The following is a 26,460-nucleotide window of genomic DNA, read 5'->3' as shown; positions in this document are numbered from 1 at the left end:
ATCGGCCGTGACACTGGGGGTCCGCGACCTGCTCGACGCGCTCGGCGATCCCAAGGCCGCGGAGACGTTCTCGGCCGCGCTCGGTGTTCCGGTGCTGGCCGTCGAGGTCCCGGACGGCGCGTCCGCGGCCGGGCTCGCCGCGATCGTCGATCCGAGCCGGTCCGCGGTCGACCTGCGGGCTCTGCCCACGGTCGTGGTGCTGCTCGTGCCCGACCCGGCCGTCTTCGACGGCGCGGGTCACGTCCCGCTCCTGCTGGGCGACGTTCTGCTCACTGACGACGGGTCGGCCGCGCGCCCGTACGTGACCGGCGACGTGGCCGGGAGGCTTTCGGCGTTGACCGCGGTCGCCGAGCGGAACCCGGTCGCGGCGACGTCGCTCGCGCTGCTGCTGCGCGGCTCGGAGGGGCCGGACGTGCCGGCCGGGCTGGTCGCCGAGTCGGCCACGTACTCCACGCTCCAGTCCGGCGCCGAGTTCGCGAGCTGGCGAGCATCCCGCCCGGCCCAGCCGCCGGAGCGCGGCCCTGAGCGGGTTCGGATCGAGCGGGACGGGGACATTCTGCACGTCACGCTGGCCAGGCCGCAGCGGCGAAACGCGCTCGACGCGCCGATGCGCGACGCGCTGGCCGAAGCCTTCGCGCTGGCCGTGGCCGACCGGGACCTCACGATCGAGCTACGCGGCGACGGCCCCGACTTCTGCGCGGGCGGCGACCTGGACGAATTCGGGAGCCGCCCCGACCCGGCCCGAGCCCACCTGACCCGCCTGACCCGCAGCCCGGCCCGGCTCCTGCACACCGCCTCGGCGCGCGCCACCGCCCACCTGCACGGCGCCTGCCTCGGGGCGGGCATCGAGCTTCCGGCATTCGCCGGACGGGTCGTCGCCGCCCCGGACACGTCGATCGGGCTACCCGAAGTCGGCCTCGGCCTGGTGCCCGGCGCCGGCGGGACGGTCAGCCTGCCCCGCCGGATCGGACGCCAGCGCACGGCCTGGCTGGGCCTGTCGGGGCAGCGGCTGGACGCGGCGACCGCGCTGAGCTGGGGCCTGGTCGACGAAGTGTCCTAGCGCTCCTCGAGGCGCCGCACGAACGCCTGGACCTCTTTCTCCAGCGGCACCCGCACCGAGGCCGGGTCGGTCGGCGTCAGCTCCGGCTCCGGTTCGCCGAGCTCGGCCAGCAGCTCGCGGGCGTCACGCAGGGCCAGGTCGTCGGCCATCGGCGGCCCGTCGCGCCAGGCCTGCCGGTACGCGAGCCAGGCCTGGTCGGCGGCCTCGGTGCGACGGTCGAGCGCGAGCAGCGCCCGCCCGACCCGGCAGTGCGGACGCGCGGCCGCGTGCAACCCGGCGAGCCGCTCGAGCGCGTCGGACACCGCTTCCTCGGCCTCCTCGCGACGCCCTAGCCGAGCCAGCAGATACGCGCTCGTCGCCGGGGCCGTCTCCCGTCCGGCGTCCCGGTCGAAGCGCTCGACGGCGGCGTCGGCCTCCAGAGCGTCCGCATGACGACCGGACCGGAGCAGCCACTCGGCCCGCAGCTCGGCCATCCGGCGGCGGTGCCGCCACTCGGCGGACAGCGCCTCGGTGGCGTCCAGCTGGTCGTCGGTGAGCGAACCGGTCGTGAACGCGGCCACGCACCGCCAGTAGGCGACCGAGCCGGGCTCGAGGTAGTAACGCTGCGCAGCAGCGACCTCGTCGGCCTCGTCGAGCAGCGCGAGACCGTCCTCGGTGCGGCCGCAGCGGATCGCGGCGATCCCGCGCTCGCCGAGCAACCACGGATCGGCCTTGGCGCTCCCGCCGCCGGCCGCGTCGCGGACCTCGGCGTAGAGCTCGAGGATGCGGGCCGCGGCGATCTCGGAGCCGCCGGCCGCCAGATCGACGGCGAGCCGGGCCAGGCTCCGGACCACCGCCTCGGCGTTGCGCGCGAGCAGCGCGTCGGCGAGCAGCGAGGTGTCCTGCGCGGTCGCGACCGTGTACTGGCCGAGCAGGAAGTAGGCGATCGCCAGGTCGGCCCGGACCGCGCGGCTGCCGTCCGCGGCCAGCGGCGAGAGCAGCTCGACGACCGTGGTGGCCGCGCCCAGGTTCATCAGCAGCGGGTCGCCGAGGCCGCGGGACCAGACCACGCCGGCCTCGGCGAGCTGCCCGGCGCCGACCAGGGAGTAGAACAGCGTGAGGGTCTGGCGCAGGTCTTCGACGCTGGTGGCGGCGGCCGGGTCCTCCTGCGGGAGGGCCTGGAAGTGATCACGGATCCGCTCGTTGGCCGCCACTCGCTCCGGTGCCTCCAGCGTGTCGTGTACGTACGCGCGGACGATCGGGTGCAGGTCGTAGGTGTTGTCCGAGCGGTCCCACCAGAGCAGGCCGCGGTCTTCGAGATCGGTCAGGGCGACGTCGAGCCGGGCGTCGGCGTTGTCGGCGCCTTCCTCGGCCCATTCCCGGGCGTTCATGGGGCGGAACGGGTTGATCGCCTCCATCGTCGGCCAGTCGACCGCACCCGGCAACACGGAGATCCAGCCGAGCAACTGGCGGTGCGGGGCGGGGGCGGCGGCGAGCGCGATGTCGAGCAGCCGGGCGCGACGCTGCGCCAGGCCCTTGTCCGGGCCGAGGCCGGCGTCGGCCTTGTCGTCCGGGCCCAGGCCCGCGCCGCCCTCGGGGTCGGCGAGCCAGCCCGCCAGACCGCCCGGGTGCTCGCGGGCCAGCCCGGCGACGATGCCGACGAGCAGCGGGTGGTTGTCGAGGCCGGAGAAGAACTCGCGCGCGTCGCCCTCGACGCCGAGCCGCTCGAGCAGCGCGGCCGTGTCGTCGTCGGTGAGACCGGGAAGCCGCAGGTGGGCGATGCCGTCCGCGCGGCGGCCGAACCGACCGGCCACGACGTCGGGGATCAGCCGGGTGCTCATCAGCACCTTCGACGGACCGGCCGAGCAGAGCGCCCGGATCACCTCGTCGGCGTGCGGCTCGATCAGCGACCGCCGGGCCGGCTCGACGTCCTCGTCGCGCAGCTTCGACGGGTCGAACCGGTGGTACGCGGTGAGCAGGCGCTCGAACCCGTCGAGCACGATCAGGTAGGGCCGCTCGCGTAAGGCGGCCAGCACCTCCTCGGTGAGTTCGGTGCGCCCGAGGCGGCCGACGTCCTCCCGTGACCGCCCGGAGACGTAGACCAGCACCTCGCGCAGGAACCGGACGATCGACGCCGACTGCCCGTAGAAGCTCCACCAGAACCGGCCCTGCAGCCCGTCGATGACCGTAGGCGCCCGGTGCTGGGCCCAGTGCCAGGTCAGCGCACTCTTGCCGATGCCGCCGATCGACTCGACCACGAGCACCGGGTCGGACGAGCGTCCCCACACGTCGAGCGTCGCCAACGCGTCGGCCCGGCCGGTGAACGGAGCGCTGCCCGCGTACGGCGGGACCGCGTGGAAGGCCGGCGGAGCCGGCACGGTCGGGGCCGGGACCGGATCCCCGGCGTAGGGGGCGAGCGCGCGCAGCAGCGCGGCGCGGAACTCCGGGACGGTGCGCGTCTCGGTCAGCCCGTGGCGGGTGCGCAGGACGATCGCGAAGCGGCCGACGTCGCTGTCGCGCGGGGACGTGCCGACCGCGAACGGCAGCACGCGGGGACGCTCGCGCGCGGCCGCCCACTCGTACTCGAGCTCCAGGTACGAGGCGTGCGTGCCTTCCGGCCCGTCTCCGAAGTCGGCCCCGACCAGCAGCACGAGGAGATCGCAGCGGCGCAGGGCGGCCCGCCGTTCGGCGGGGTCGGGTGTGAGGTAGGCGTCGACCGGCTCGCCGCCGAGACGGCGGCAGACCTCGAGAGCGGCCCGCCGATAGTCGGCCGACTCGGCGGACGTGCTGCTGATGAAGACGCGCACTGCGTCAGCCTACGGCGGGGCTAGGGCAGGATGGAGTCGACGTACCCGCCGTCGACGCGTACCGCGCCGCCGGTGGTGGCCGACGCCAGGTCGGACGCGAGGTACGTGACCATATGGGCGATCTCCTCGGGCTCGATCAGCCGCTCGAGCAGCGACTGCGGGCGGTGCTCGCGCATGAATCGCGCCTGTGCTTCATCCCACGGCAGATCGTCGCCGACCAGCTCGGCGACGAAGTCCTCGACGCCGCCGGTGTGGGTCGGACCGGCGATCACCGAGTTGACGGTCACGCCGGTGCCGGCCGCGGCCTTCGCGAACCCGCGCGACACCGCCAGAAGCGCGGTCTTCGTCATGCCGTAGTGCACCATCTCGACCGGCGTGACCACCGACGAGTCGCTGCTGATGAACATCACCCGGCCCCAGCCGCGCTCGATCATCCCGGGGAGGAACGTGCGGGTCAGCCGGACGCCGGACAGCACGTTGACGTCGAAGTACCGGCGCCACTCGTCGTCGTCGATCTCGAGCACGGGCTTCGCCCCGAAGATGCCCAGGTTGTTGACGAGGATGTCCAGGTCGGGCACTGCGTCGCGGACCGCGTCGGCTCCCTCGGCGGTCGTGACGTCGGCCGCGGCGCCGCGGACGTCGGCCCCGGGGACGTCGGCCCGGATCTGCTTCACGGCCGCGTCGACCCGGTCGGCCGACCGGCCGTTGACCACGACCTGTGCCCCGGCCGACGCCAACCCGCGCGCGATCGCGTGCCCGATGCCTTGGGTAGACCCGGTGACCAGCGCTTTCTTGTCCCTGAGATCGAGGGAGACGCCGGACTGGTTCGGTGCGCTCCGCGGATGCTCGCTCACGTCCGGAGCGGTTCCCGCTCACGCCCCCAGCCATGCCTCCCACGGGTCGCCGCAGGCATCGGGGCTAGGCTCGGGGCGTGATCGACCTCGCGAGGCTGCACGAGTTGGCGGACACGGCCGACCGGGAAGCGGCGGGCGGGAACCCCGCCGCGGCACTGGACGCGGCCGAGGCCGGGTTGGCGCTGTGGTCGACCGAGCCGTCGACCGAGCCCAACGCCGAGGGCGTGCACCGGGTGCTGGTGCGGGCCCGGGCGCTGGCGCTCGCCCGGCTGGGAGAGCCCGCGCAGGCGTTGCCGCTGCTCTGCGCGCTGGTCGACGAGCTACCCCGGGACGAAGAGGTGCTGCTCGAGCTCCTCCGTATCGAGCCGGTGGACGAAGCTTTGTCGCGCTACGACCACTACCGCGAGCGGCTCGTCGCCGAACTCGGCATCAACCCGGGGCCTGACCTGGTGCTCTGGCACCGACGCACGCTCCGCGAGCTAGTCGCGAGCCCAGCCCCAGCGGCCGGCCCGGCCGGCGCGGCCGGCCCCGCCTCCGGGGAAGGCAGCGCTAGCGAGGCGCCCGCCGGCGATTGAGGCGGACCTTCAGCGCGTCCGCGTCCACCGCGACCCCCTCCGACGTGCGCGGCGAAACCTCGACCGGCTCGCCGGTCTCAGCCGCCACGACGTCCACCGGCCCCTCCCCACCCTCCTGCAGATACCGGTCCCCCCACCGCATCAACGCGAGCAGCGCAGGCAGCAGATCCTGCCCCATCTCCGTCAGCACGTACTCGTACCGCGTGCGCTGGCCCGGCTCCCGATACGGCCGCTTGGCGAAGATCCCGGCCGCCACCAGCTCCTTGAGCCGCGCGGCCGCGATCGCGTCGGTGATCCCGACCCGGCTCGCGAAATCGTCGAACCGGGTCGTGCCGTAGAACGCCTCCCGGATCAGCAACATCGCCGACCGCGTCCCGACGACGTCCATCGCCTTGCCGACCGAGCAGGCGTCGGCCTGCCAGCGGGCGCGATCGGCCAGCGGACCCTCGAGCGTCATCGGCATGTGGCCCAGGCTACCCCTGACTAGACATCACCGTAGCCAGCCCCGTAGCGTCCCTGACTATGCAGAAGTCAAGTCAGGTGCTCGCGATCCTGTGCGGAGCCCCGTTCCTGGCCGGCCTCGACCTGTTCGTCGTCAACGTGGCCTTCGCCGACATCGGCCGGAGCTTCCCCGGGCACTCGCTCGGCGACCTGAGCTGGATCCTCAACGGGTACGCGATCGTCTACGCGGCCCTGCTGATCCCGATCGGGCGCTGGGCCGACCGGATCGGCAACCGGCGGGCGTTCGTCGGCGGCCTGATCGTGTTCACCGCGGCCAGCGCGGCCTGCGCGCTCGCCCCCTCGGTCGCCGCGCTGGTCGGGTTCCGGGTCGTGCAGGCGATCGGCGCGGCCGCGCTGACCCCGACCAGCATGGGCCTGCTGCTGCACGCGGTCCCGGCCGAGCGGCGGGCGTTCTCGGTCCGGATCTGGGCGGCCACCAACGCCCTGGCCGCCGCGATCGGCCCGGTCGTCGGCGGGCTGCTCGTCGAACTGTCCTGGCGCTGGATCTTCCTCATCAACGTCCCCATGGGTGTGGTCCTGGTCTTTGCGGCGCTGCGCGCCGTACCGGACTACCGGGTGCCGGACCCGGACACCGACCTCGACCTGGTCGGCGCGGCCGTCCTGACGGTCGGGATCGGCGCGCTGTCGCTGGCGCTGGTCGAGGGGAACGACTGGGGCTGGGGCAGCACCGGGGTGCTGGTGTCGTTCGCGGTCGCGGCGGTCGCGCTGACCGGGTTCGCGGTGAACACCGCGCGCCACCCGTCGCCGCTGATCGACCTGGCGCTGTTCCGGGTGCGGACGTACGCCTGGGCCAACCTGGCGATCTGGCTGTTCAGCGCCGCGTTCGCGGCCGGCCTGCTCGGCGGGATCCTGTTCCTGCAGGAGGTGTGGGGCTACTCGGCGGTGAAGACCGGGCTCGCGGTGGCGCCCGGCCCCCTGATGGTGCCGGTGTTCGCGCTCGGCGGGGCCGCGCTGATCCGGCGGGTGCCGGCCGGATGGCTGGCGGCGATCGGGTGCGCGCTCTGGGCGGCCGGCAGCGTGCTGATGCTGACCTCGGTCGGGCCGACGCCCGCCTACTTCACCGAGCTGCTGCCGGGCTGGCTGCTCGGCGGGGTCGGAGTCGGGCTGACGCTGCCGACAATCCTGGCCACCGCGACCGCCTCGCTGCCGCCGGCCCGGTCGGCGACCGGCAGCGCGATCGTCAACATGAGCCGCCAGGTCGGCACGGTGATCGGGGTCAGCGTGCTGGTCGCGGTGCTGGGCTCGCCGGTCGGCTGGGCGCAGGCCCACGCGGCCTTCCAGCGCACGTGGTGGGTGATCGCCGCGATCGCGCTGGTCTCGGCCGGAGCCGCGCTCGGCCTCTCGACGGCCCGCCGCACACCCGCGGTCTCCCCGAGCGTGGTCGCGGCGGAGACCCGGTGACGACGAAGCTGGACGAGACCTGGCTGGGCTTCGCCGGGGTGCACGGCGGTGTGCTGCTGGCCGCGCTGCTGCGGACGGCGACCGACCTGGTGCCGGGCACCCCGGCGACGGTCACCGCGCACTACTTCGCTCCGGTCCGCCCGGACGAGGTCGTCGTCGACGCGACCGTCGTACACCCGGGCCGGACCGCGACGGTGTCGGCCTCGATCGGCCGGGCGCTCACCGGCCTGGTCCGGGTGGTCCGGACCGCGCCCGGCCCGGTCCGCGGCTTCCTTCCCGACGCCCCCGCGCCCTCCCCCGACGCGTGTCCGCTGCTCGAGCTGCCGGCCGCGTTCGTCCCGATCGGACAGCACTTCGAGATCCGTCCGGTCAACGCGGCCCGGCCGTTGGCCGGAGGGGCCGATCCGGCGTTCGACGTCTGGATCCGGCTCCGGAGTACGGCGTTCAGTCATCGGGCGTTCAGTGCGCCGGAGGTCGCCGCGATCCTGCTCGACGCGCTTCCCCCGGGCCTGTTCGCGACGCTGACCGCGCCGGTCATGATCCCCACCGCCGAGCTGACCGCCCACTTCACCCCGGCCGCGTCCGCGCCCGACGCGTGGTTCCGGCTCCGTCAGTCCACGGCCTGGGCGACGGACGACCTGTGCGTGGACGACACGACGCTGCACACCGCCGACGGAACGCTCGTCGCCCAGGCCCGCCAGTTACGTCGGATCATGCACTGAGGTACCGCAGGACGGCGAGGACTCGTCGGCTGTAGCCGCCCTCGGCCGACAGCCCGAGCTTCTCGAAGATCGCGTTCACGTGCTTCTCGACCGCGGACTGGGAGATCACCAGGTCCGCGCCGATCCGCCCGTTGGTCTGGCCCTCGGCCATCCGCCCGAGCACCTCCCGCTCCCGGGCGGTGAGCCGGACCAGCGGGTCGACGCGGGCCGGCCGGGCCAGCAACTGGCGCACGACCTCCGGGTCGAACGCCGCTCCGCCGTCGCCGACCCGGGTCAGCGCGTCGAGGAACTCCTCGACCCGGATCACCCGGTCCTTCAGCAGGTACCCCACGCCCGAGGCGGTGCTGCCCAGCAGCTCCGCCGCGTAGTTCTTCTCGACGTATTGAGACAGCACGAGGACGCCCACCCCGGGCCACCGCTCACGGATGCGCAACGCCGCCCGCAGCCCCTCGTCGGTGTGCGTCGGCGGCATCCGCACGTCCAGCACGACGACGTCCGGCGGCCCGGCGGCGACCGCGGCGAGCAGCGCGTCGGCGTCCCCCACCGAGGCGACGACCTCGTGGCCCTCGTCGGCGACCAGGCGTTCCAGCCCCACCCGGAGCAGCGCTGAGTCTTCCGCGAGCATCAGCCGCACGGCAGCACCGCCTCGATCGTCGTCGGCCCGCCGGCCGGGCTGGACACCGCGAACCGCCCGTCGAGCGCCGCCACCCGCTGACGCAGGCCGGTCAGCCCACCGCCGGCCGGCTCGGCGCCGCCGGCCCCGTCGTCGGTGACCCGGACGTGCAGTGTCCCTCCGGCCCGACGCACGGCGACGTCGACCGCCGACGCCCCGGCGTGCTTGATCGCGTTGGTCACCGCCTCGCTGACCACGAAGTACGCGACGGTCTCGACGGCGCTCACCGGCCTTTCGTCCAGATCGAACGTCAGCATCACCGGCAGCGGCGACCGGTCCGCGACCGTCTCCAGCGCGGCCGGCAGGCCGCCCGCGTCGAGCGCGGCCGGGAAGACCCGCCAGGACACCTCCCGCAGGTCGACGAGCGCGTCGGCCGCCTCGTCGTGGGCCTGCCGCAGCAGGTCGGCCTGCCGGGCGTCGGCCGGGTCGAGCCGTCGGGCTCGCCCCAGCAGCATGCCTACGGCGACGAGCCTCTGCTGGACGCCATCGTGCAGATCCCGTTCGATCCTCCGACGTTCGGCATCGACGGCGGTGACGACCGCGGCCCGGGCGACGGACAGCTCGGCGATCCGCTGCTCGTAGACGGCGCGCGACCCGGGGCCGAGCAACCGCTCGGCGACCCAGTGGTCGAAGCGGGCGAACGCCACGATCCCCGACAGGGTGAGGAACCCCAGCACGGCCGCGAGCCCGAGCAGGTAGACGACGTTGAACGGAGAGGGCTCGAGACCGTCGAGGGGCTCCCAGCCGACGACCCAGCCGATCGAGAGCACCGCGACCGACCCCGCACCCCAGGTCAGCAGCCCGAGCAGCAGCCCGCCGAACAGCCCGACCGGCACCCGGAGGGCGAGGTAGGCGACCGCGTTGTTCGCGCCCGCCACCGGGCCGAGGAACCGCTCGACCCGGCGCCGGTCGAGCGCGGCCAGCCGACCGGCCACCGACCCGAGCCGGGCCGAGCCGCGCCCGGCCGTCCCGAGCAGCACGAGACCGGCGACGACCAGGAAAGCCGCGGCGAGCAGCCCGGTCGCCGCACCGAGCGCCACGCCGACCCCGATCCGCCCGGCCCGGATGCCCCACGTCACCGGACCAGTGTCCCCCGGCGGAGCTGCCGGTAGCGCCGGTAGCGTCCGATTCCGAACCAGCCGACCGCGGCCAGCACCAGCGCGATCACCGCGTACTCGAACACCTCGGCGTACCGCTCGACCCGCCACCACTGCTCACCCAGGACGTACCCGGCCAGCACGAACACGGTGTTCCAGAGCAGACTGCCGAGCGTCGTGTAGAGCGCGAACCGGCCCAGTGGCATCCGCTCGACGCCGGCCGGGATCGAGATCAGGCTACGGAAGATCGGGATCATCCGGCCGAAGAACACGGCCTTGCCGCCGTGGCGAGCGAACCAGGCCTCGGTGCGGTCGACGTCGGCCAGGTTCACCAGCGGTAAGCGGGCCACGATCGCGCGGATCCGGTCACGTCCGAACCAGGCGCCGATCCCGTAGAGGACCAGCGCGCCGGCCAGCGAGCCGAGCGTCGTCCAGAACAGGGCGCCGGCCAGGCTCAGCTCACCGCGCGAGGCCGCGAAGCCGGCCAAAGGCAGAATCACCTCGCTCGGCAGGGGTGGGAACAGGTTCTCGGCCGCGATCGCCAGGCCGGCGCCGGGCCCGCCGAGCGCGTCCATCAGGTCGACGGCCCAGCCGCCGGTATCCACAAAGGTCATGGTGGGAACGCTAGAAATTCCGGCCGCGCCCGGCCATGGGGCCGACCACCCGTTCGACCAGGCGTTCCGCACTAGGACAGTGCGGAAAACCTCACCAGCGCGGGGACGTCGGAGAGCTGGCGCATCTGGTCGTTGAGATGGGTGCAGGTCGAGATGCCGGTGAACTCGCGCCGGACCAGCGGCCGTAGTTCGCGGACGTCGAGGCCGGTGAGGCGGGCGGCGCTGGCCCCGGCCGACGGGCACTCGGTCCACGGCAGCACGCGCGGGATCGCCTCGATGGCCAGGATCGTGAAGTCGTCCGGGTCGACGCGGGCGCGCAGCGACCACTCGTGGATCACGGTCTCGCGGCCGTCGGCGTCCACGTGCGAGTCGCGGTAGAGGCTGTCGAGTTGCCAGGCGCCGTCCTCGGCCCAGACGTCGAGGCGCCGGGCGCGCCGGACGGCGTGGGCGGGCAGCGGCGGCAGGTCGTGCCAGGCTGCGGGGTCTGCGGGGCCTGGGTCTTCGGGGCCGGCGGGGGTTTCGCGGCCGGCGGGGGTTTCGCGGCCGGCGGGGGTTTCGCGGCCGGCGGGGGTTTCGCGGCCGGCGGGGGTTTCGCGGCCGGCGGGGGTTTCGGGGTTGGCGGGGCCGGTCAGCGGGGGCGCTTCGGGGCCGGTGACGATCGGGATCGCGTCGTCACGGGTGATGCCGATCATGATCGTGCCGTCGGTGCGCCAGCCCGAGCAGAGGTCGGCTTGCCGGGCCATCGCCCGGGCCGAGCCGCCCCGGGCCCCGATGCCCGCCGCGTGCAGCGCGACGCCGCTGACCAGCGCGGCCACCGGGAAGTCGTCGAGCAACAGGTGCAGGCGGGTCGCGTCCGCATAGTGGTCGGGAAGGGTCTCCTGGACCCGGCGGCGGAACCCGCCGCCGGCGGACGCCCCGGTGAGCGCGGCGAGCCGCTCGTCCGGCGGGTCGGCCGAGAGCGAGAGCAGCGTCCACCCGGACAGGTAGTCGATCTCGGCCGAGACGCGGGTCATCGCCTCGGCCGTGTCGCTCCGGTCGCGGGCGCGCGCGTCGACCACGACCCGGCCGGTCAGCCCGTCCGGGCGGAGCATGTCGACGGTGCTCGTCCGGCGCACGGACCCGGGCCGTCGGCCGGGCGAGCCGCTGGTCGGCGCGTGGGTTCCGTGACGCGGATGCAGGGAGACGGACGCCATCGGCGCTCCTCGGTTGCATGGACGAACCACCATCCTTCATACGCGTCACGACGCCCAACCGCGACCGGCGCGGAGCCGCGACCGACGCAGCACCACGACGCCCGACCGCGACCGGCGCAGGACCGCGAACGGCCCAGCGTCACGGCACCCGACCGCGACCGGCGCGGCACCGCGAACGGCGCAGCACCACGGCACCCGACCGCGACCGGCGCGGCACCGCGACCGGCGCAGCGTCACGAAGCCCGGCCGCGAGCGGCGCGGGGCCGCGTCACGGCGCGGGGCCGCGTCACGGCGCGGGGCCGCAGCGGCGCGGGGCCGCAGCGGCGCGGGGCCGCAGCGGCGCGTGGGCATCGCCACGCGCCGCCTCGGCCTAGCGATGGCTCAGCTCAGGCCCTCGTCGCCGAGGCGGAGGCCGCGGTGGCCCATCCGCTCGGTCTTCGTCGCCAGGTAGGCCTCGTTCGCCGGAACCGGCGCGGCCGGCATCGGCAGCACCTCGGCGACCTGGACCCCGGCCGCGCGTAACGCGGCCACCTTGTCGGGGTTGTTGGTCAGCAGCCGGATCGAGTCGACGCCGATCTGGCGCAGGTACGCCGCCGCCGGGCCATAGCTGCGCCGATCGACCGGCTCGCCGAGCTCGAGGTTGGCCTCGACCGTGTCCAGGCCGGCCTCCTGCAGCGCGTAGGCCCGGATCTTCTGGGCCAGGCCGATGCCCCGGCCCTCGTGCCCGCGCAGATACAGAACCATCCCCCGGCCGGTCTCGGCGACCAGGCGGAGCGCGGAGTCGAGCTGCGGGCCGCAGTCACAGCGCTGGGACCCGAGCGCCTCGCCGGTCAGGCACTCCGAGTGCACGCGGACGATCGGCGGGTCGTCGTCCAGCGGCCCGTCGCCGGGCCGTTCGCCGTCGGACGGCTCGCCGAGGGGCGACCCGTTCAACGACGTCCCGCCCAGAGGCGTCCGGATGGAGAGGGCCAGGTGTTCGACGTCGTCGCTGCCGGAGAAACACACGGCGTCGAAGACGCCGTGGCGGGTCGGGAGCTTTGCTCGTGCGAGGACGCGAACGGTCGCCGGAGCGGTCGTGGTCATCGGTCACCACCTTCAACTGTCGGGTCCGGGGCGGGCTCGGCAGGAATCACCGCGTGGGTGCGACTGAAGTTCACCAGGTGAGCACGTCGCACGACGAAGATTGGTTCATCCGATTCCCGAAGTTCCGGCCTTGCTTCCTGAAGAGTCGGGCTTACCCCTTCGCGCGCCGGGTGGCACGCCCAGCGCGAGGTCGACCGGGGCGGGGCCGAGCGGGGCGGGTTCACGAACGGGCGGGGGTGGGTCGGGCTCGACGCGTGGGTCAGGTGCGCATTCGGAGTGCGGTCCGATGTCATGGGTGGGCGGCTCCACGAAGTAGTTCTGGCCGGAGGGGCTGGTCCAGCCACGTTCGACCAGCGCAACCCGGCTGCGACCTCCTCACGCCCCCAGTCTTCGTCTTCCGGACCGATTCGGCCACCGGAGATCGCGAGGTCCGCCGAGTTCGCTCATGCCGGAAACCCTCCCCCACCCCTACGACAAAACCGGGGCCACGGCCAAAACCCCAGGTAGGCCGCCGCGACTCCCCGGCCGGCCACGTCAGCGACTGAACCAGGTGCGCTGGGCGGTCACGGTCAGCAGCAACGTCGACGGGCCGACCGCGTAGAGCCGCCCGGTCCGCAGCACCGGGCCCTTCCGCACCCAGTACGGCCGGGTCACCGACTCGATCTGCACCTCCTGGAACCGCAGGCAGGACGCGACGAAGCCGGGCGCCGGGCGGCCGAAACCGAGGTCGACCCGGGTGCCCTCGAACGAGTACCCGGCCGCCTGCACGATCCCGTCCAGCGGGGCGATCGACGGCGACGGGCGCGGGGTGACGGTCGGGTCGGCCAGGACCCGGTCGGTCATCTCCTGGTCGAGGTAGTCGTACTCCTTGTGCCAGCCGGCGCTGATCAGATCGGCCTGCGCCTCGCGGATCGCGGTCGGCAGGCTGGTCAGCGCGACCGACCGCACCGCGGTGTGCCGGCTCGCGCAGCGCCAGGAGAAGCGGTCCCAGCGCATGAACTCCCGCGACCCGCGGAAGCAGGCGTCGTACTGTGCGGAGTCGATCGGTTCGCTGCCGGCCGGCGTGATCGCGCCGGACGCGGCGGCCACCAGCCGGGCGGCCTCGGTGCGGGCCGCCACCAGCGACGAGCTGCCGACGTCGGGCCCGGGCGGGCGGCCGTAGAGCCGCTGGAGACCGGCGACCCCGCCGGCGCACGACGCTACGACCACCCCGAACGCGACGACCACGAGCACGAACGTGAGCAGGGTCCGGTCAGGCGGTTCATCCCGAAACGTCGAGCTCACACCTCGACGGTAACCAGATGACGCCCCGCGGTGGTGACGATCTCGACCGACTCGACGTCATCGGGCGCGATCGCCGCGTTGCCGGTGACCATCCAGCCGTTGGCCGCGTTGGCCGCCTTCTCCGAGATCACCCAGCTGCCCGCTTCCTTCTCCGTACCGTCCTTCCCGCGCACGACCATCCGGCACTCCTCGCCCGCCTTGATGCCCTTGAGCAGCGCGTTCACGTGCACCCAGCCGCTGGCCGGGACGACGGTCGCGGTCAGGTGCGCGCCGGTCGACGGGTCGGTCGCGGCGACCGTCCGCGTGCCCGGAACGGTGGCCGACGCGGACGGTCCGGCGATCGGGGTCTGCGGTTCACCCGAGCGTCCGACGACGACACCGCCACCGATCCCGATGGCGAGCGCGACGACGGCGGCGGCCCCGGCGATCAGAAATCGGCCGCGGCCGGGCTTGGCCGCGGACTCCTCCCGCGCCGCCCGCAGCGTGCGCTGCAGCAGCAGGTCGGCTTCCGGATCCGGTCCGTCCATGAACAGCTCGGGCGGAACCTCGTCCAGCGCGTCCTCGATCTCACGCAGGACCGTCACCTCGTGCCGGCAGGCCGGGCAGGTGGCGAGGTGCTCTTCGACCCGGCGGTACTCGACCGGGTCCAGCAGGCCGAACAGGTAGCCCGCGATGTCGACGTGCCCGTGCGGCGCGGTCACCGGGTCACCATCCCGAGGCCCGCGTCCCGGCCGCCGAACGTGTCGCGCAAGGTTCTCAGCGCGTAGAACGTTCTGCTCTTCACTGTCCCGACCGGTACTCCTAAAGCGTCGGCCGCCTCCTTGATGGTGCGGCCCCGCAGGTAGATCTGAATGAGGACGTCGCGGTGCTCCGGTGGCAGCTGCTCCAGCGCGTCCATCACGACCATCTGATTGACGACGTTGTCGGCGTGGTCACGGGCGACCGGCGGCTTGTAGGGCACCTCGGGAACCTCGGTGGGGCGGGCCGCCCGGGCGCGGGTGTGGTCGATCACGATGTTGCGGGCCACGGTGAGCAGCCATCCTCGTACCGACCCCTTGCCGTTCACCATCACGTCGGGATTGCGCCAGGCCCGGAGGATCGTCTCCTGGACGATGTCCTCGGCCAGGGCCCGGTCTTCGGTCAGGCGGGTGACGTAAGCCAGCAGCGCTCGTCCGTGCTCGGCGAACAGCGACCGGATCAGCGCTTCGTTACCGGCCGGGCCGGGTCGCTGACCAGCGCTTCGGACCATCCGCCGCTCCCCTCGTGGCACCGCGTCGCGGGACAGACCCTGACTGTAGGGCACCGCGTCGTCCGGCCGCCCGTAGGCCGGTGCGGCCTGGTGCTGTGGTGACACACGGGGCCGCGTCACCGGCGGCTGGGCGCCGAGCTCGGTGCGGCGATCGGCCCGGAACGTGCCGGGCGTCAGGGTCAGTACGGTCACGGTGGCCCCTCATGCTGGGTGGATCCCACGCTGACACGGGCGCCGCCCGAAGAAGGTTCACGGCAGCCGAGAGGCTCGCTTCTCCCGACCGTGACCCGCCGTCGCCGGGTGTCGGGCTGTTGCAGACCGATCCGGTGGACGTCGACCAGCACCGCGGTGGCCACGAACCGGGTGCCCGGCGACCACGAAGTCGAGCGTCCGGGTGAGCGGCCCCGATGCGGCTCGACCCGCTCGACCGCGCGAGCCAGCCGGGCCAGCTCGCGACCGGCGGCCCAACTCGCAGGCCGACGACGGCCGCGCGGCCGGCTTCTTCTCCTGCGCGCACAGGAAGACCGCCCCGACGCCGGCCAGTCGCTCGTACAGGTGACGCCGCTTTCGCAGATATATCCGCGCGGCAATAGGCGCGCAATTTCGCGGGCCTAGCGTGCTTCCTCGACGGACGACCGAGGAGCCCACATGAGCGAAGTGACTGCCTCACCGACCGAATTACCCGCCGAAACGCACAGCCACGCGGCCGGCGACGGAATCATCAAACCCGATTACGACCCACGCCTGGCCAACGAGGATCTCGCGCCACTCAAGAACCAGAGCTGGACGTCGTACAACTTCTTCGCGTTCTGGATGTCCGACGTCCACAGTGTCGGCGGCTATCTCACCGCGGGGAGCCTGTTCGCACTCGGGCTGGTCGCCTGGCAGGTACTGATCGCGCTGCTGATCGGCATCACGATCGTCTACTTCCTGTGCAATCTGGTCGCCCGCCCGAGCCAGCGCACCGGAACGCCCTATCCGGTCGCCTCCCGCATCCCGTTCGGCGTGCTCGGCGCCAACATCCCGGCGATCATCCGGGGCCTGATCGCGGTCGCCTGGTACGGCATCCAGACCTATCTGGCCTCGGCCGCGCTGATCGTGGTGGCCCTGCGCCTCGACGACGGCCTCGCCCCCTGGGCCGACGTCGACCAGCACGGTTTCCTCGGCCTTTCCGCGCTCGGCTGGGCGGGATTCGGCGTGATGTGGGTGTTGCAGGCGATCGTGTTCTGGCGCGGCATGGAAGCGATCAAGAAATTCATCGACTTCTGCGGCCCGGCCGTCTATCTGGTGATGTTCGCGCTCGCCGCCTACCTCGTCTGGAAAGCGGGCTGGTCGAATCTCGACTTCAACCTGTCGGAGAGCGGCGAGACGCTGACCGGCTGGCCGGCCTGGCAGGAAACGATCATCGCGATCGCGCTCGTCGTTTCCTACTTCTCCGGTCCGATGCTGAACTACGGCGACTTCGCCCGCTACGGCAAGACGTTCGGCGCGGTGAAGAAGGGCAATTTCCTCGGGCTGCCGGTCAACTTCCTGGTGTTCGCGATCCTGGTCGTGGTGACCGCGGCGGCGACCCGGCCGGTCTTCAACGAGCTGCTCACCGACCCGGTGGAGACCGTCGCCCGGCTCGACAGCACGTTCGCGGTGGTGCTCGGCGCGCTGACGTTCATGATCGCCACGATCGGCATCAACATCGTCGCGAACTTCGTCTCGCCGGCGTTCGACTTCTCCAACGTCTCGCCGCAGCGGATCAGCTGGCGGGCCGGCGGCATGATCGCCGCGGTCGGCTCGGTGCTGATCACCCCGTGGAACCTCTACAACTCGCCCGACACGATCCACTACACCCTGGACGTCCTGGGCGCGTTCATCGGTCCGCTCTACGGCGTCCTGATCGCGGACTACTACCTGGTCAAGCGGCAGCAGGTCGTCGTGGACGACCTCTACACGCTGCGCCCCGGCGGGCGGTACCACTACCTCAAGGGCTACAACCCGGTCGCCATCCTGGCGACGGCGGTCGCCGCGGTGATCGGCGTGATCATCGTGTTCACCGCGTCGTCGGACGTGGCCGCGTTCAGCTGGTTCATCGGAGCCGGCATCGCGTTCGCGATCTACTTCGCGCTGAAGTCGCGGATCCCGAACTCCGTGCCCGCGGCCTGAGGACCGTTTCGTGTTGATCCGCATCGTCAACCCGAACACCACCGCGTCGATGACCGAGCAGATGGGGGTGTGCGCCGCGGCCGTGGCCGCGGCGGGCACCACGATCGAGGCCGTGACCTCTCCGATGGGTCCGGCCTCGATCGAGAGCCACTACGACGAGGCGCTCGCCGTTCCCGGCCTCCTGCAGGTCGTCGGCGCCGGCGGCGCCGACGGGTACGTCGTCGGCTGCTTCGGCGACCCGGGGGTCGACGCGGCCCGCGAGCTCGCGTCCGGCCCGGTGATCGGCATCGCCGAGGGCGCGATGCGCACCGCGGTGCTGCTCGGCCGCACGTTCAGCGTCGTCACGACGCTGGGCCGGACGGCCGGGCGCGCCTGGGAGCTCGCCTCCCGCTTCGGTCTGGCGGACGCCTGCCGGCGCGTCCGAGCGTGCGAGATCCCGGTGCTCGAACTGGAGTCCCCGGACGCTTTCCGACGCATCACCGACGAGTGCCGCCGGGCGGTCGCCGAGGACGAGGCCGACGTGATCGTGCTGGGCTGCGCCGGGATGGCCGAGCTGTGCGCCCGGATCAGCGCGTCGATCGGCGTCCCGGTCGTCGACGGGGTCGCGGCCGCGACGAAGATGGTCGAGAGCCTGGTCGCGCTGGGCCTGCGGACCAGCACCCGGCTCGAGTACGCCCCACCACCGGCGAAGGCCTACACCGGGCTGATGGAGCCCTTCGTTTTGACGTGAACGAAACCGCCGACGCCTACCGTGGATCCATGGTGGCCAAGAGACGTTCCTCGTACTTCGCCTCCAAGGTCGCCCCGATCCCGGGGGCGTCGCAGGCCGAGGTGCTCAACGAGCTGCGCCGGGTGATTCTGGCCGGCGAGGTGCCGCCCGGCGCGCCGATCGCGGTCGGCGAGGTCGCGGAGCGGTTCGCGGTCAGCCCGATCCCGGTCCGCGAGTCGCTGATGACGCTGATCGGCGAAGGTCTCGTCGACCATCGCCCGCGCGGCGGGTACGCGGTCGCCCAGCTCACGCTGGCCGAGCTCCGCGAGGTGTACGTCGTCCGGCGGGTGCTGGAGGCGGCCGCGCTGGCGGCCGCCGTCGGTCTGGCCGGCCCTCGGGACGACGCGCGGGCCACCGAAGCACTCACGGCCCTGGAGCAGGCCGTGACCGACGACGACTCGGCCGCCTACCACCGGGAGAGCCGCCGGTTCCACATGGCGCTGCTCGCGCCGTCGGGCATGCAGCGGCTGCGCTACGTCCTGGAATCGGCCTGGAACGTCACCGAGCCGTGCCGCCCGATGGCCTACATCGGCGTCGAGGAGCGGTCCGCGCTACACGCCGATCACCACGCGATGCTGGCCGCGTTCGTGGCCCGCGACGCCGATGACCTGCTCGATCTGTCGGCGAAACACCATCACCGTCTGGAGAGCTCCATCGCCGACCTGCCCCCGGAGACCGGATTGTTCGCGGCTCCGTGATCCGTTCGATGACCCCGGCGCACGCGTCCGCCGTCCTGGAGATCTACCGGCTCGGTATCGAGACCGGGCTGGCCACGTTCGAGACGTCGGTCCCGTCCTGGGAGACGTTCTCGGCCGCGCGCCTGCCGGAGCACCGGTTCGTCTTCGTCGAACGGTCGGTGGTCGGCTGGGTCGCCTGCGCGCCCGTCTCCGGACGGCCGGCCTACGCGGGCGTCGCCGAACACTCGGTCTACGTTCATCCGGACGCCGCCGGCCGCGGCGTCGGTCGTGCCCTGCTCGACGCGCTGATCTCCTCGACCGAGAAGGCCGGTATCTGGACGCTCCAGTCGGGGGTGTTCCCGGAGAACGCCGCGAGCCTGGCCCTGCACGCCGCGGCCGGCTTCCGGGTGGTCGGCACCCGGGAGCGGATCGGGCAGCGGCACGGCACGTGGCGCGACGTCGTGCTCATCGAGCGGCGCAGCCCGGCCGTGAGCTGACATGCTCCGGGCATGTCCTTTCACCTGCTCGTGCTGTTCACAGCCACCACGCTCGTCGCGATGGTGATGCCGGGGCCCGACATGCTGTACATCCTCGGCTGCGGCATGCGCGGCGGCCCGCGGGCCGGGCTGCTCGCCACCGCGGGGGTGGCGACCAGCGAGGCCGTGCACGTCGCGCTGGCCGCGGCCGGGCTCACCGCGTTGTTCGCGGCGGTGCCGGTCGCGTTCACGGTCGTCCGGGTCGTCGGCGGGATCTATCTGATCTACCTGGGCGTCCAGATCATCCGTCGGCGCGGGTCCGGCGACCTTCCGTCCGCGGAGCCGGTCTCGGGCCGCCGCGCCTACCTCAACGGGCTGATGACGAACCTGCTCAACCCGAAGATGGTCACGTTCACGATCGCGTTCCTGCCCCAGTTCGTCGACCCGTCGCTCGGGCGGGTCTGGCTGCAGTTCGCCGTGCTCGGCGCGATCCTGATCGTGCTCGAGTTCATCGTCGACGGCGCGGTCGGCGTGCTGGCCGGCCGGATCGGCGGCTGGCTCCGCGGTCGGCGCGCGGCCCGGCGCCGAATCGACGCCGCGACCGGCACGCTCTTCATCGGCCTCGGCGTCCGCCTCGCCGCCGACCGATAGGCCCGACCGGGTCAGGCGGCGACGCGGACGCGGGCCGGGCCGTCCGGGACGGCCGGGGGCGCCCAGGCCAGGTCGCCCCGGTGCACCAGGTACTGGACGTGGGCCGCGGTCTCGCCCAGGGCGGCGAACCGCATCCGCCCGATCTCCTCCCAGGGCCGCGACCAGGTCAGCGCCTTCGCGGTCTCCCACATCGTCGGCTCACCGGCCGACCGCACGACCGCGACGAGCTCCCGGCACCGCTCCTCGTGGTGCGCGATCAGCTCGGACGTCCGGGCGGCCAGGCCCCGGAACCGGTACTCGTGCGCCGGCAGCACGTCGTGGTCGTCGTAGGCCGCCACCTTGGACAGCGACGCCAGGAACGCCGACAGCGGCTCGGCGTCCTGCACCGGCCCGAGGCCGATGTTGGGGCTGATCCGGGGCAGGACGTGGTCGCCGGTCAGGATCAGCCGCGCGTCCTCTTCGGCCAGACAGATGTGGCCCGGCGTGTGCCCGGGCGTCCACACGGTGCGGATCCGCCGGCCCGGCAACGGCACCGGGTCGCCGTCCTCCAGGAGGACGTCCGGCTCGGCCATCCGGAAGTCCGGCTCACCGCGCCCGTCACCACCGCCGAGGAGGCCGTCGATCTCCTCGTCGGAGGCACCCGAGATCCGCAGGATCCGGGTCATCCCCGCGTGCCGCTTCTCCGGCGTCGTGACGCCGAAGCGCTGCGGCATCGAGTCGCGCTCGGCCGGGTGCATCGCGATCCAGGCGCCGGTCTCGGCCCGCAGCCGCAGCGAGAGCCCGTGGTGGTCGGGGTGGACGTGCGTCGCGACCAGGCCGATCACGTCGCCGAGCCCGAAACCGGCGGTGCCGAGCCCGGCCAGCAGCGCGGCCCAGGTCTCGTCGTCGTTCCAGCCCGGGTCGACGACGACCACGCCGGTGTCGCCGGGAATGAGATAGGTCAGCGTGTAGCGCAGCGGGTTGTCGGGGATCGGCACCGGAACCGACCACAGCCCGGCCGGCAGCTTCTCCACCGGCGGCAGCTCTCGACGCCCCCAGGCCGCCTGCTGCTCGGTACCCAGCACGACGATTCCGCTCGCTGCCACCACGGTCTCCCTCGGGCTCACCTACACTCCGACGATAATACCGACGATCTGTGTCGGCAATTCGGAGTGTGAGGTGAACATCAGTGCGCGGACGGCCCCGTGACCCCGGCGTCGAGGCGCGGATCGCGGCCGCCGCGCTCACGATCTACGGCGACCAGGGCTGGGCCGGTTTCAACTTCGAGGCCGTCGCCCGCGCCGCCGACGTCAGCCGCGACTCGCTCTACCGCCGCTGGAAGGACCGCCGGGAGCTGCTCGTCGCGGCCATGTCGCGGGTCGAGCCGCCGCCGACGCCGGTCGACGGTCTGAGCCTCCGCGACACGCTGCTGCGGACCGCGCTGAGCAGCCTCGAGCGCTACCTCGCGCCGGGCGGCAACGCGCTGCTCCGGCTCTACGTCGAGGCTCCGCAGGATCCGGAGCTGCTCGAGCTGTTCCACCGCGAGGTCATCACGCCCGCCGTGCGGCGGACCCGTCAGCTGGTCCGCGACGCCATCGAGGCCGGCCACCTCCCGGCCGACGCCAACCCGACCGCGATCATCGACAGCGTGTTCGGCGCGGTGCTCATGCACGTGGTGGCGACCCCGGCCGAGCTGCGTCCGAAGATGATCGAGCAGGCCGAGGAGTACGTCACCGAGGTCGTCGACCTGACCCTTCGCGGGGCGCACTACGACGACGGACGCTAGGTTGCGCGGCATGACCGGCGCGCCTTCCCTCGGGATCGACTTCGGCACGTCGAACACGGTCGCGGTGCTCCGCCGCGGCGACGGTCCGCCGGAGACGCTCCTGTTCGACGGCTCGCCGTTGCTGGTGTCCGCGGTGTTCGCCGACCCGAGCGGTCAGCTGCTGACCGGCCGCGACGCGGCCCACGCGGCGCGCTCGCGCCCCGACCGCTTCGAACCCAATCCGAAGCGACGCATCGACGACGGCACCGTCCTGCTGGGGGACGCCGAACTGCCGGTCACCCAGCTCATCGCGGCCGTGCTCGCGCGCGTGCTGGCCGAAGCCACCCGGGTGGCCGGGCGTCCGCCCGCGACGGTCACGCTGACGCACCCGGTGAGCTGGGCGTCGCGGCGGCTCGGGGTGCTGACCCGGGCGGCCGGGATGGCGGGGATCGCCGAGCCGCGGCTGATGCCCGAGCCGGTCGCCGCCGCCTACTCGTTCCTGGCCCTGCCCGAGGTCGGCGTCGAGCCCGGGCAGAGCGTCGTCGTGTACGACCTCGGCGGCGGGACGTTCGACGCGACGGTCGTGCGCCGGACCGCGGACGGGTTCGAACCGACCGCGACCGAGGGGATCAGCGACCTCGGCGGGCTCGACATCGACGCGGCCGTGTTCGGGTATCTCGGGGCGGCGCTGGGGCCCCGCGGCGCCGAGCACTGGCACCGGCTGGAGTGGCCGCAGGACGCCGCCGACCGGCGGGCGGCCCGGCTGCTCTGGGACGACGTGCGGACGGCGAAGGAGGTGCTGTCGCGGGCGTCGTCGGCGACCGTGCACGTGCCGTTGCTGAACGACGATCTGCCGCTCGGGCGGGAGCAACTGGAGCGGCTGGCCCGGCCGCTGCTCGACCGGACCGTGACCACGACCCGGAACGCGTTACGCGAGGCCGGGGTGCCGCCGGGCGAGGTCGCGGGGTTGTTCCTGGTGGGTGGGTCGAGCCGGATTCCGCTGGTGTCCACGCTCCTGTTCCAGCGGCTGGGCGTGGCACCCACGGTCGTCGAGAACCCCGAACTGGTAGTCGCCACCGGCACCCTGGCCGCGCCCCCACCCGCGAGCGCCCCGCCGTCCGCAGCCCCGGCTCCGCCGGGGAGCCCGGACCCGACACCTCCGGACGACCCGCCCCCGCCGACGCCGACCGCCCCACCCCCGCCGGCCGGCGCCGAACGGACTCCGGGCCGAGCCGCGCGGTGGCAGCCGTGGCAGATCGCGGCGGCGTTCGTCGCGGTGCTCGCCGTGATCGTCGCGGTCGTCGTCGGCCGAACCCTCCTCAACGGCACCGGCAACCCCGACGACCAGGGCAGCGACGCCGCCGGCAACGGCCGGAAGGAGCCCGTCGCCACCAACCCGGTCTGCGGCCGCCGCCTCGCCTGGGAAGGCCCCCTCACCGGTCCCTCGGGCGCCTTCGGCCTGAACAGCTACCGCGGCGCGACCCTCGCCGTCACCGAGTACAACCGCCGGCACCCGGCCTGCACGGTGACCCTCAAGAAGGCCGACACGCAGGGCGACGCCCCCACGGCCAACAACCTCGCGGCCGGCCTGGTCGCCGACAGCGCGATCGTCGGCGTCGTCGGCCCGGCGCTGTCGACCGAGACCCAGGCCACCGGCGGGGTCCTGAACTCGGCCGGCCTCCCGTTCATCACCCCGACCGCCCCGTCCCCGGGCCTGGCCCAGAACGGCTGGCGAGCGTTCCACCGCCTCGTCGGCGACGACGACGCGACCGCCCTGGCCGCCGCGTCCTACTTCGACAAGGTGCTCGACATCAAGCGGGTCTTCGTCGTCAACGACGGCAGCGACTACGGCAGCCAGCAGGCCAGGGCCGTCGCCGCCGCCCTCGGCGAGGACGGCACGGCCGGGATCAAGACGATCACCCCGGGCACGACCGACTACACCGACCTGGCCCAGCGGATCATCTCGTCCGGAGCCGCCGCGATCTTCTTCGGCGGCTACTACGACGACGCCGGGCGCCTGCGCAAGGGACTCTCCCAGGCCCAGATCGGCGCACCCCTGGTCACCGGCGACGGCGCCAAGGACACCGAGTTCCTCAAGTACGCCGGCCCGTACGCCGAGGGGACCGTCACGCTCTGCGCGTGCGCCCCGCCCGAACGCGTCGACCCGGCCTTCGGCACCGCGTTCCGGGCCGAGTTCGGCGCCGCCCCCGGCCCCTACGCGGCCGAGGCCTACGACGCGGCGAACGTGTTCCTGGCCGCGATCGGCAACGGCAACGGTTCCCGTCCCGAGGTGATGGACTTCGTCGACGACTACGACGAGGACGGGCTGACCGGCTCCCTCGGGTTCGACGACGACGGCAATGCCAAGAACCCGACAGTGTGGGCCTACCGCTTCACCACGACCTCAATCATTCCGGACCGTGCGATCAAGTAATCAACTCTCGTTAACCCAACGTTCGCCTCGCGGACGCCCTCCGTTGGCCGATCGACTCGGCATCCCTTGTCCCGCCGCGCCACGATCGAGTCGAGGGGCTGAACAGCGGTCCCTCCCCCGATCGGCCGAAAGGAAAAGCGGTTGAGACGCTGGCTCGGCATCGCGCTCGCGGCGGTGTTGGTCGTCGGAGTAGCAGTCGTCGCGATCCTCGGCCGCGACCGGGGCAGCGACCAGGCCACCACCACGGCCAGTTGCCAGAAGACCACCACGGTCCGCGGCGTCGTCGGTTCGGAGAAGTCCGCGTTCTTCGCGGACTCCCGAGTGAAAGCGGCCTTCGCCGCCCACTGCCTGGACGTCCAGGTCGACCCGGCCGGGTCGCGGGAGATCGCGACCACCGTGAACCTCGACCAGTACGCGTTCGCGTTCCCGTCCAGCGCGCCGGCCGGCGAGAAGATCCAGCGGTTGCGCAAGGCCGGCCGGGTCTACACGCCGTTCTCCTCGCCGATGGCGGTGGCGACGTTCACGCCGATCGTCGAGACCCTGACCAGGGCGGGCGTAGTACGCAAGAGCGGCTCGTACACCGTGCTGGACATGGAGAAGTACCTCGAACTCGTCGCCAAGGGCACCCGGTGGAACAGCCTGCCGGGCAACACCGCGTACCAGGCGAAGAAGTCGGTGCTGCTGAGCACCACCGACCCCAGGTCGTCGAACTCGGCCGCGATGTACACCGCGATCGCGTCCTACGTCCTCAACGGCGACGACGTCGTGCAGAGCGCCGCGCAGGAGCAGAAGGTGCTCCCGGCGCTGGCGAAGCTCTTCCTCAACCAGGGCTACACCGACAGCTCGTCCGAAGGCCCGTTCGAGGACTACCTGGCGATCGGCATGAGCAAGACGCCGCTGGTGATGATCTACGAGGCCCAGTACGTCGACCGGCTCAACCGCAAGGACGGCTCGATCCGGCCCGACATGACGCTGATCTACCCCTCGCCGACCGTGCTGTCCAAGCACACGCTGGTCCCGCTGAAGCCCGAGGGCAACCAGATCGGTGATCTGCTCACCAACGATCCCAAGCTGACCGAGCTGGCGGCCACGTTCGGCTTCCGGACCGCGAGCCCGAAGACGTTCACCGACGTCCTGTCCAAGGCCGGTGCCCCGGCCGCGCCGGTGGCCCGCGACCTGGTCGACGTCGTCGAACCCCCCACCTACGAAACGCTCGAGCGCCTGCTGACCGCGATCGCCGGCGCGTACGACCGCTGAGAGGACCACGTTGACTCTGACCCCGCCCGAGCCCGACCCGCTGGTGCTGACTCCCCCGGAGCCGGTCGCCGCGATCCCCGTCGAGAGAGCCGCCACGCTGGTCCCGATCGCCGACGCAACCCGGTCCCAGCTCGAGGAGCGCGCCGCGACGTTCGTCGACTCGATCGCCGACCTCGACCCCCGCACGCCGGAGTTCCTCAGCCGGGTCAACTCGGTCTCGACGCTCGGCGACTCCGACGTCCGGGCCTCGGCCCAGGTCACCAACCGCATGCTCGACCGGTCGCTGAGCACGCTGGCCGGTGCCAAGGGCGAGGGCGCCGACGCCCAGCAGCGGGTCGGCAAGAACCTCGTCGAGCTGCGCCGGGTCGTCGAGGACCTCGACCCGGGCGACCCGAACGCCAAGGGCCGGAAGCTGCTCTCCAAGCTGCCGTTCGGCAACAAGCTGCGTGACCTGGTCTCGCGATACCAGTCGGCGAACACGAACATCACCAAGATCGTCACCGCGCTGCGCAGCGGCCAGGACGAGCTGCGCCGGGACAACGCGGCGATCCAGGGCGAGCGGACCCGGCTCTGGGACACGATGGGCAAGCTCCAGGAGTACGCGGTGCTGGCCCAGGCGCTCGACGCCGCGGTCGAGGCGAAGATCGCCACGATCAGCGACCCCCAGCACGCCGACGCGCTCCGCGCCGACGTGCTGTTCCCGGTCCGGCAGAAGTACCAGGACCTGCTGGTCCAGCTGGCCGTGTGCGCCCAGGGGTACCTGGCCATGGACACGATCCGGCGGAGCAACGACGAGCTGATCAAGGGCGTCGAGCGGGCGTCGACCACCACGGTCTCGGCGCTGCGGGTCGCGGTGACGATCGCTCAGGCGCTGGCGAACCAGAAGATGGTGATCGAGCAGGTCACCGCGCTCAAGGGCACCACCGAGGACCTGATCCGCTCGAACGCGGCGATGCTCGCGGCCCAGAGCGGCCAGATCCAGCAGATCGCCGCCGACCCGGCCGTCGGCGTCGCGACGCTCAAGGCCGCGTTCGACCAGATCTACACCACGCTGGACAGCATCGACACGTTCAAGGCGCGCGCGGTCGAGAGCATGTCCACCACCGTCGAGACGCTCAACAGCGAGCTGCAGCGGTCGTCCGCCTACCTGGAACGGTCGCGCCGCACCGAGCTGGAAGGCTGAGC

Annotated in this window: 25 protein-coding genes; 13 read left to right on the top strand and 12 right to left on the bottom strand. The window is 72.8% G+C overall.

The features are described from left to right. Nucleotides 1-7: 7 nt before the first annotated feature. Nucleotides 8-1,060, top strand: a complete 1,053-nt coding sequence (locus FL583_RS23590; RefSeq protein ID WP_205752390.1) for an enoyl-CoA hydratase/isomerase family protein — start codon at nucleotides 8-10, stop codon at nucleotides 1,058-1,060. Here the strand turns inward: FL583_RS23590 and FL583_RS23585 are convergent. Both FL583_RS23585 and FL583_RS23580 read right to left on the bottom strand, forming a co-directional pair. Further along, nucleotides 1,057-3,846: a DUF4062 domain-containing protein gene (locus FL583_RS23585; RefSeq protein WP_142706981.1), complete on the bottom strand. Its 2,790-nt coding sequence runs from the start codon at nucleotides 3,844-3,846 to the stop codon at nucleotides 1,057-1,059. The two genes, FL583_RS23590 and FL583_RS23585, sit on opposite strands and share 4 nt — an antisense overlap. Nucleotides 3,847-3,866: 20 nt before the next feature. Further along, a complete protein-coding gene (locus FL583_RS23580; RefSeq protein ID WP_142706980.1) occupies nucleotides 3,867-4,700 on the bottom strand; it encodes an SDR family NAD(P)-dependent oxidoreductase in 834 nt (277 codons plus the stop codon). A gap of 77 nt (nucleotides 4,701-4,777) precedes the next feature. Here FL583_RS23580 and FL583_RS23575 point away from each other — a divergent pair, with 77 nt between their 5' ends. Then, the gene (locus FL583_RS23575; protein ID WP_142706979.1) at nucleotides 4,778-5,275 is read left to right on the top strand and encodes a BTAD domain-containing putative transcriptional regulator; all 498 of its coding nucleotides are present in this window, start codon (nucleotides 4,778-4,780) and stop codon (nucleotides 5,273-5,275) included. Here the strand turns inward: FL583_RS23575 and FL583_RS23570 are convergent. After that, nucleotides 5,250-5,738 carry a winged helix-turn-helix transcriptional regulator gene (locus FL583_RS23570; protein WP_142706978.1) on the bottom strand — a complete coding sequence of 163 codons (489 nt, stop codon included), beginning with the start codon at nucleotides 5,736-5,738 and terminating at the stop codon, nucleotides 5,250-5,252. The two genes, FL583_RS23575 and FL583_RS23570, sit on opposite strands and share 26 nt — an antisense overlap. A gap of 59 nt (nucleotides 5,739-5,797) precedes the next feature. Between FL583_RS23570 and FL583_RS23565 the strand changes: the two genes are divergently transcribed. Both FL583_RS23565 and FL583_RS23560 read left to right on the top strand, forming a co-directional pair. Continuing rightward, on the top strand, nucleotides 5,798-7,198 hold the full coding sequence (locus FL583_RS23565; RefSeq protein ID WP_142706977.1) for an MFS transporter: 1,401 nt from the start codon (nucleotides 5,798-5,800) through the stop codon (nucleotides 7,196-7,198). Then, nucleotides 7,195-7,920 (top strand): thioesterase family protein, encoded by a 726-nt coding sequence (locus tag FL583_RS23560; protein WP_142706976.1) that lies wholly within the window; start codon nucleotides 7,195-7,197, stop codon nucleotides 7,918-7,920. Before FL583_RS23565 ends, FL583_RS23560 begins: the two co-directional genes overlap by 4 nt. Here FL583_RS23560 and FL583_RS23555 read toward each other — a convergent pair. The 8 genes from FL583_RS23555 to FL583_RS23520 all read right to left on the bottom strand — a co-directional run bounded on the left by FL583_RS23555 (nucleotide 7,910) and on the right by FL583_RS23520 (nucleotide 15,113). Next, a complete protein-coding gene (locus tag FL583_RS23555; protein WP_142706975.1) occupies nucleotides 7,910-8,554 on the bottom strand; it encodes a response regulator transcription factor in 645 nt (214 codons plus the stop codon). The genes FL583_RS23560 and FL583_RS23555 overlap by 11 nt on opposite strands. Beyond that, on the bottom strand, nucleotides 8,545-9,672 hold the full coding sequence (locus FL583_RS23550; protein ID WP_142706974.1) for a sensor histidine kinase: 1,128 nt from the start codon (nucleotides 9,670-9,672) through the stop codon (nucleotides 8,545-8,547). The genes FL583_RS23555 and FL583_RS23550 overlap by 10 nt, the downstream gene beginning before the upstream one ends. Continuing rightward, nucleotides 9,669-10,304 carry a DedA family protein gene (locus FL583_RS23545; RefSeq protein WP_142706973.1) on the bottom strand — a complete coding sequence of 212 codons (636 nt, stop codon included), beginning with the start codon at nucleotides 10,302-10,304 and terminating at the stop codon, nucleotides 9,669-9,671. Before FL583_RS23545 ends, FL583_RS23550 begins: the two co-directional genes overlap by 4 nt. A 71-nt stretch (nucleotides 10,305-10,375) precedes the next feature. Beyond that, on the bottom strand, nucleotides 10,376-11,497 hold the full coding sequence (locus FL583_RS41080; RefSeq protein WP_142706972.1) for a DUF2889 domain-containing protein: 1,122 nt from the start codon (nucleotides 11,495-11,497) through the stop codon (nucleotides 10,376-10,378). A 381-nt stretch (nucleotides 11,498-11,878) separates the two neighbouring features. Then, entirely contained in the window at nucleotides 11,879-12,580 is a 702-nt protein-coding gene (locus tag FL583_RS23535) for a GTP cyclohydrolase II (RefSeq protein ID WP_142706971.1), read from the bottom strand. Between the two features lie 534 nt (nucleotides 12,581-13,114). Next, the gene (locus tag FL583_RS23530) at nucleotides 13,115-13,864 is read right to left on the bottom strand and encodes a hypothetical protein (RefSeq protein WP_142706970.1); all 750 of its coding nucleotides are present in this window, start codon (nucleotides 13,862-13,864) and stop codon (nucleotides 13,115-13,117) included. After that, entirely contained in the window at nucleotides 13,861-14,565 is a 705-nt protein-coding gene (locus tag FL583_RS23525) for an anti-sigma factor family protein (protein WP_142706969.1), read from the bottom strand. The genes FL583_RS23530 and FL583_RS23525 overlap by 4 nt, the downstream gene beginning before the upstream one ends. Further along, complete coding sequence (locus FL583_RS23520) at nucleotides 14,562-15,113, bottom strand: sigma-70 family RNA polymerase sigma factor (RefSeq protein WP_142707036.1); 552 nt, start codon at nucleotides 15,111-15,113, stop codon at nucleotides 14,562-14,564. Before FL583_RS23520 ends, FL583_RS23525 begins: the two co-directional genes overlap by 4 nt. 648 nt (nucleotides 15,114-15,761) lie before the next feature. On the opposite strand from FL583_RS23520, the gene FL583_RS23515 reads away from it, so the two are divergent. Genes FL583_RS23515 through FL583_RS23495 form a run of 5 tightly spaced genes read left to right on the top strand, consistent with a single transcriptional unit; the run spans nucleotide 15,762 to nucleotide 19,840 of the window. Further along, a complete protein-coding gene (locus tag FL583_RS23515) occupies nucleotides 15,762-17,267 on the top strand; it encodes an NCS1 family nucleobase:cation symporter-1 (protein ID WP_142706968.1) in 1,506 nt (501 codons plus the stop codon). A gap of 10 nt (nucleotides 17,268-17,277) precedes the next feature. After that, nucleotides 17,278-17,997 (top strand): aspartate/glutamate racemase family protein, encoded by a 720-nt coding sequence (locus FL583_RS23510; protein WP_142706967.1) that lies wholly within the window; start codon nucleotides 17,278-17,280, stop codon nucleotides 17,995-17,997. A gap of 29 nt (nucleotides 17,998-18,026) precedes the next feature. Further along, nucleotides 18,027-18,734: a GntR family transcriptional regulator gene (locus FL583_RS23505; RefSeq protein ID WP_142706966.1), complete on the top strand. Its 708-nt coding sequence runs from the start codon at nucleotides 18,027-18,029 to the stop codon at nucleotides 18,732-18,734. A gap of 8 nt (nucleotides 18,735-18,742) precedes the next feature. Beyond that, a complete protein-coding gene (locus FL583_RS23500) occupies nucleotides 18,743-19,210 on the top strand; it encodes a GNAT family N-acetyltransferase (protein ID WP_142707035.1) in 468 nt (155 codons plus the stop codon). Between the two features lie 12 nt (nucleotides 19,211-19,222). Beyond that, complete coding sequence (locus tag FL583_RS23495) at nucleotides 19,223-19,840, top strand: LysE family translocator (RefSeq protein ID WP_142706965.1); 618 nt, start codon at nucleotides 19,223-19,225, stop codon at nucleotides 19,838-19,840. 11 nt (nucleotides 19,841-19,851) lie between these two features. Here the strand turns inward: FL583_RS23495 and FL583_RS23490 are convergent, their stop codons facing one another. Further along, the gene (locus FL583_RS23490) at nucleotides 19,852-20,925 is read right to left on the bottom strand and encodes an MBL fold metallo-hydrolase (RefSeq protein WP_205752389.1); all 1,074 of its coding nucleotides are present in this window, start codon (nucleotides 20,923-20,925) and stop codon (nucleotides 19,852-19,854) included. A gap of 83 nt (nucleotides 20,926-21,008) precedes the next feature. Between FL583_RS23490 and FL583_RS23485 the strand changes: the two genes are divergently transcribed. The 4 genes from FL583_RS23485 to FL583_RS23470 all read left to right on the top strand — a co-directional run bounded on the left by FL583_RS23485 (nucleotide 21,009) and on the right by FL583_RS23470 (nucleotide 26,458). Beyond that, nucleotides 21,009-21,605: a TetR/AcrR family transcriptional regulator gene (locus tag FL583_RS23485; RefSeq protein WP_142706964.1), complete on the top strand. Its 597-nt coding sequence runs from the start codon at nucleotides 21,009-21,011 to the stop codon at nucleotides 21,603-21,605. A 10-nt stretch (nucleotides 21,606-21,615) separates the two neighbouring features. Next, complete coding sequence (locus tag FL583_RS23480) at nucleotides 21,616-24,018, top strand: ABC transporter substrate-binding protein (protein WP_142706963.1); 2,403 nt, start codon at nucleotides 21,616-21,618, stop codon at nucleotides 24,016-24,018. Nucleotides 24,019-24,159: 141 nt separating this feature from the next. Further along, the gene (locus tag FL583_RS23475; RefSeq protein WP_142706962.1) at nucleotides 24,160-25,275 is read left to right on the top strand and encodes a hypothetical protein; all 1,116 of its coding nucleotides are present in this window, start codon (nucleotides 24,160-24,162) and stop codon (nucleotides 25,273-25,275) included. Nucleotides 25,276-25,291: 16 nt separating this feature from the next. Next, nucleotides 25,292-26,458 carry a toxic anion resistance protein gene (locus FL583_RS23470; protein ID WP_420843184.1) on the top strand — a complete coding sequence of 389 codons (1,167 nt, stop codon included), beginning with the start codon at nucleotides 25,292-25,294 and terminating at the stop codon, nucleotides 26,456-26,458. Nucleotides 26,459-26,460: the final 2 nt, after the last annotated feature.

Source organism: Cryptosporangium phraense, assembly GCF_006912135.1.
GTDB lineage: Bacteria > Actinomycetota > Actinomycetes > Mycobacteriales > Cryptosporangiaceae > Cryptosporangium > Cryptosporangium phraense.
Note: the sequence above shows the minus strand (reverse complement) of the source record. Positions and strands in the feature narration are given on the sequence as shown.

Bases quoted from the DNA above. Each gene is read 5' to 3' on its own strand.
- FL583_RS23570 (WP_142706978.1), bottom strand. From the start codon at position 5,738: ATGCCGATGACGCTCGAGGGTCCGCTGGCCGATCGCGCCCGCTGGCAG.
- FL583_RS23565 (WP_142706977.1), top strand. From the start codon at position 5,798: ATGCAGAAGTCAAGTCAGGTGCTCGCGATCCTGTGCGGAGCCCCGTTC.
- FL583_RS23545 (WP_142706973.1), bottom strand. From the start codon at position 10,304: ATGACCTTTGTGGATACCGGCGGCTGGGCCGTCGACCTGATGGACGCG.
- FL583_RS41080 (WP_142706972.1), bottom strand. From the start codon at position 11,497: ATGGCGTCCGTCTCCCTGCATCCGCGTCACGGAACCCACGCGCCGACC.
- FL583_RS23535 (WP_142706971.1), bottom strand. From the start codon at position 12,580: ATGACCACGACCGCTCCGGCGACCGTTCGCGTCCTCGCACGAGCAAAG.
- FL583_RS23520 (WP_142707036.1), bottom strand. From the start codon at position 15,113: ATGGTCCGAAGCGCTGGTCAGCGACCCGGCCCGGCCGGTAACGAAGCG.
- FL583_RS23515 (WP_142706968.1), top strand. From the start codon at position 15,762: ATGAGCGAAGTGACTGCCTCACCGACCGAATTACCCGCCGAAACGCAC.
- FL583_RS23505 (WP_142706966.1), top strand. From the start codon at position 18,027: ATGGTGGCCAAGAGACGTTCCTCGTACTTCGCCTCCAAGGTCGCCCCG.
- FL583_RS23500 (WP_142707035.1), top strand. From the start codon at position 18,743: ATGACCCCGGCGCACGCGTCCGCCGTCCTGGAGATCTACCGGCTCGGT.
- FL583_RS23495 (WP_142706965.1), top strand. From the start codon at position 19,223: ATGTCCTTTCACCTGCTCGTGCTGTTCACAGCCACCACGCTCGTCGCG.
- FL583_RS23480 (WP_142706963.1), top strand. From the start codon at position 21,616: ATGACCGGCGCGCCTTCCCTCGGGATCGACTTCGGCACGTCGAACACG.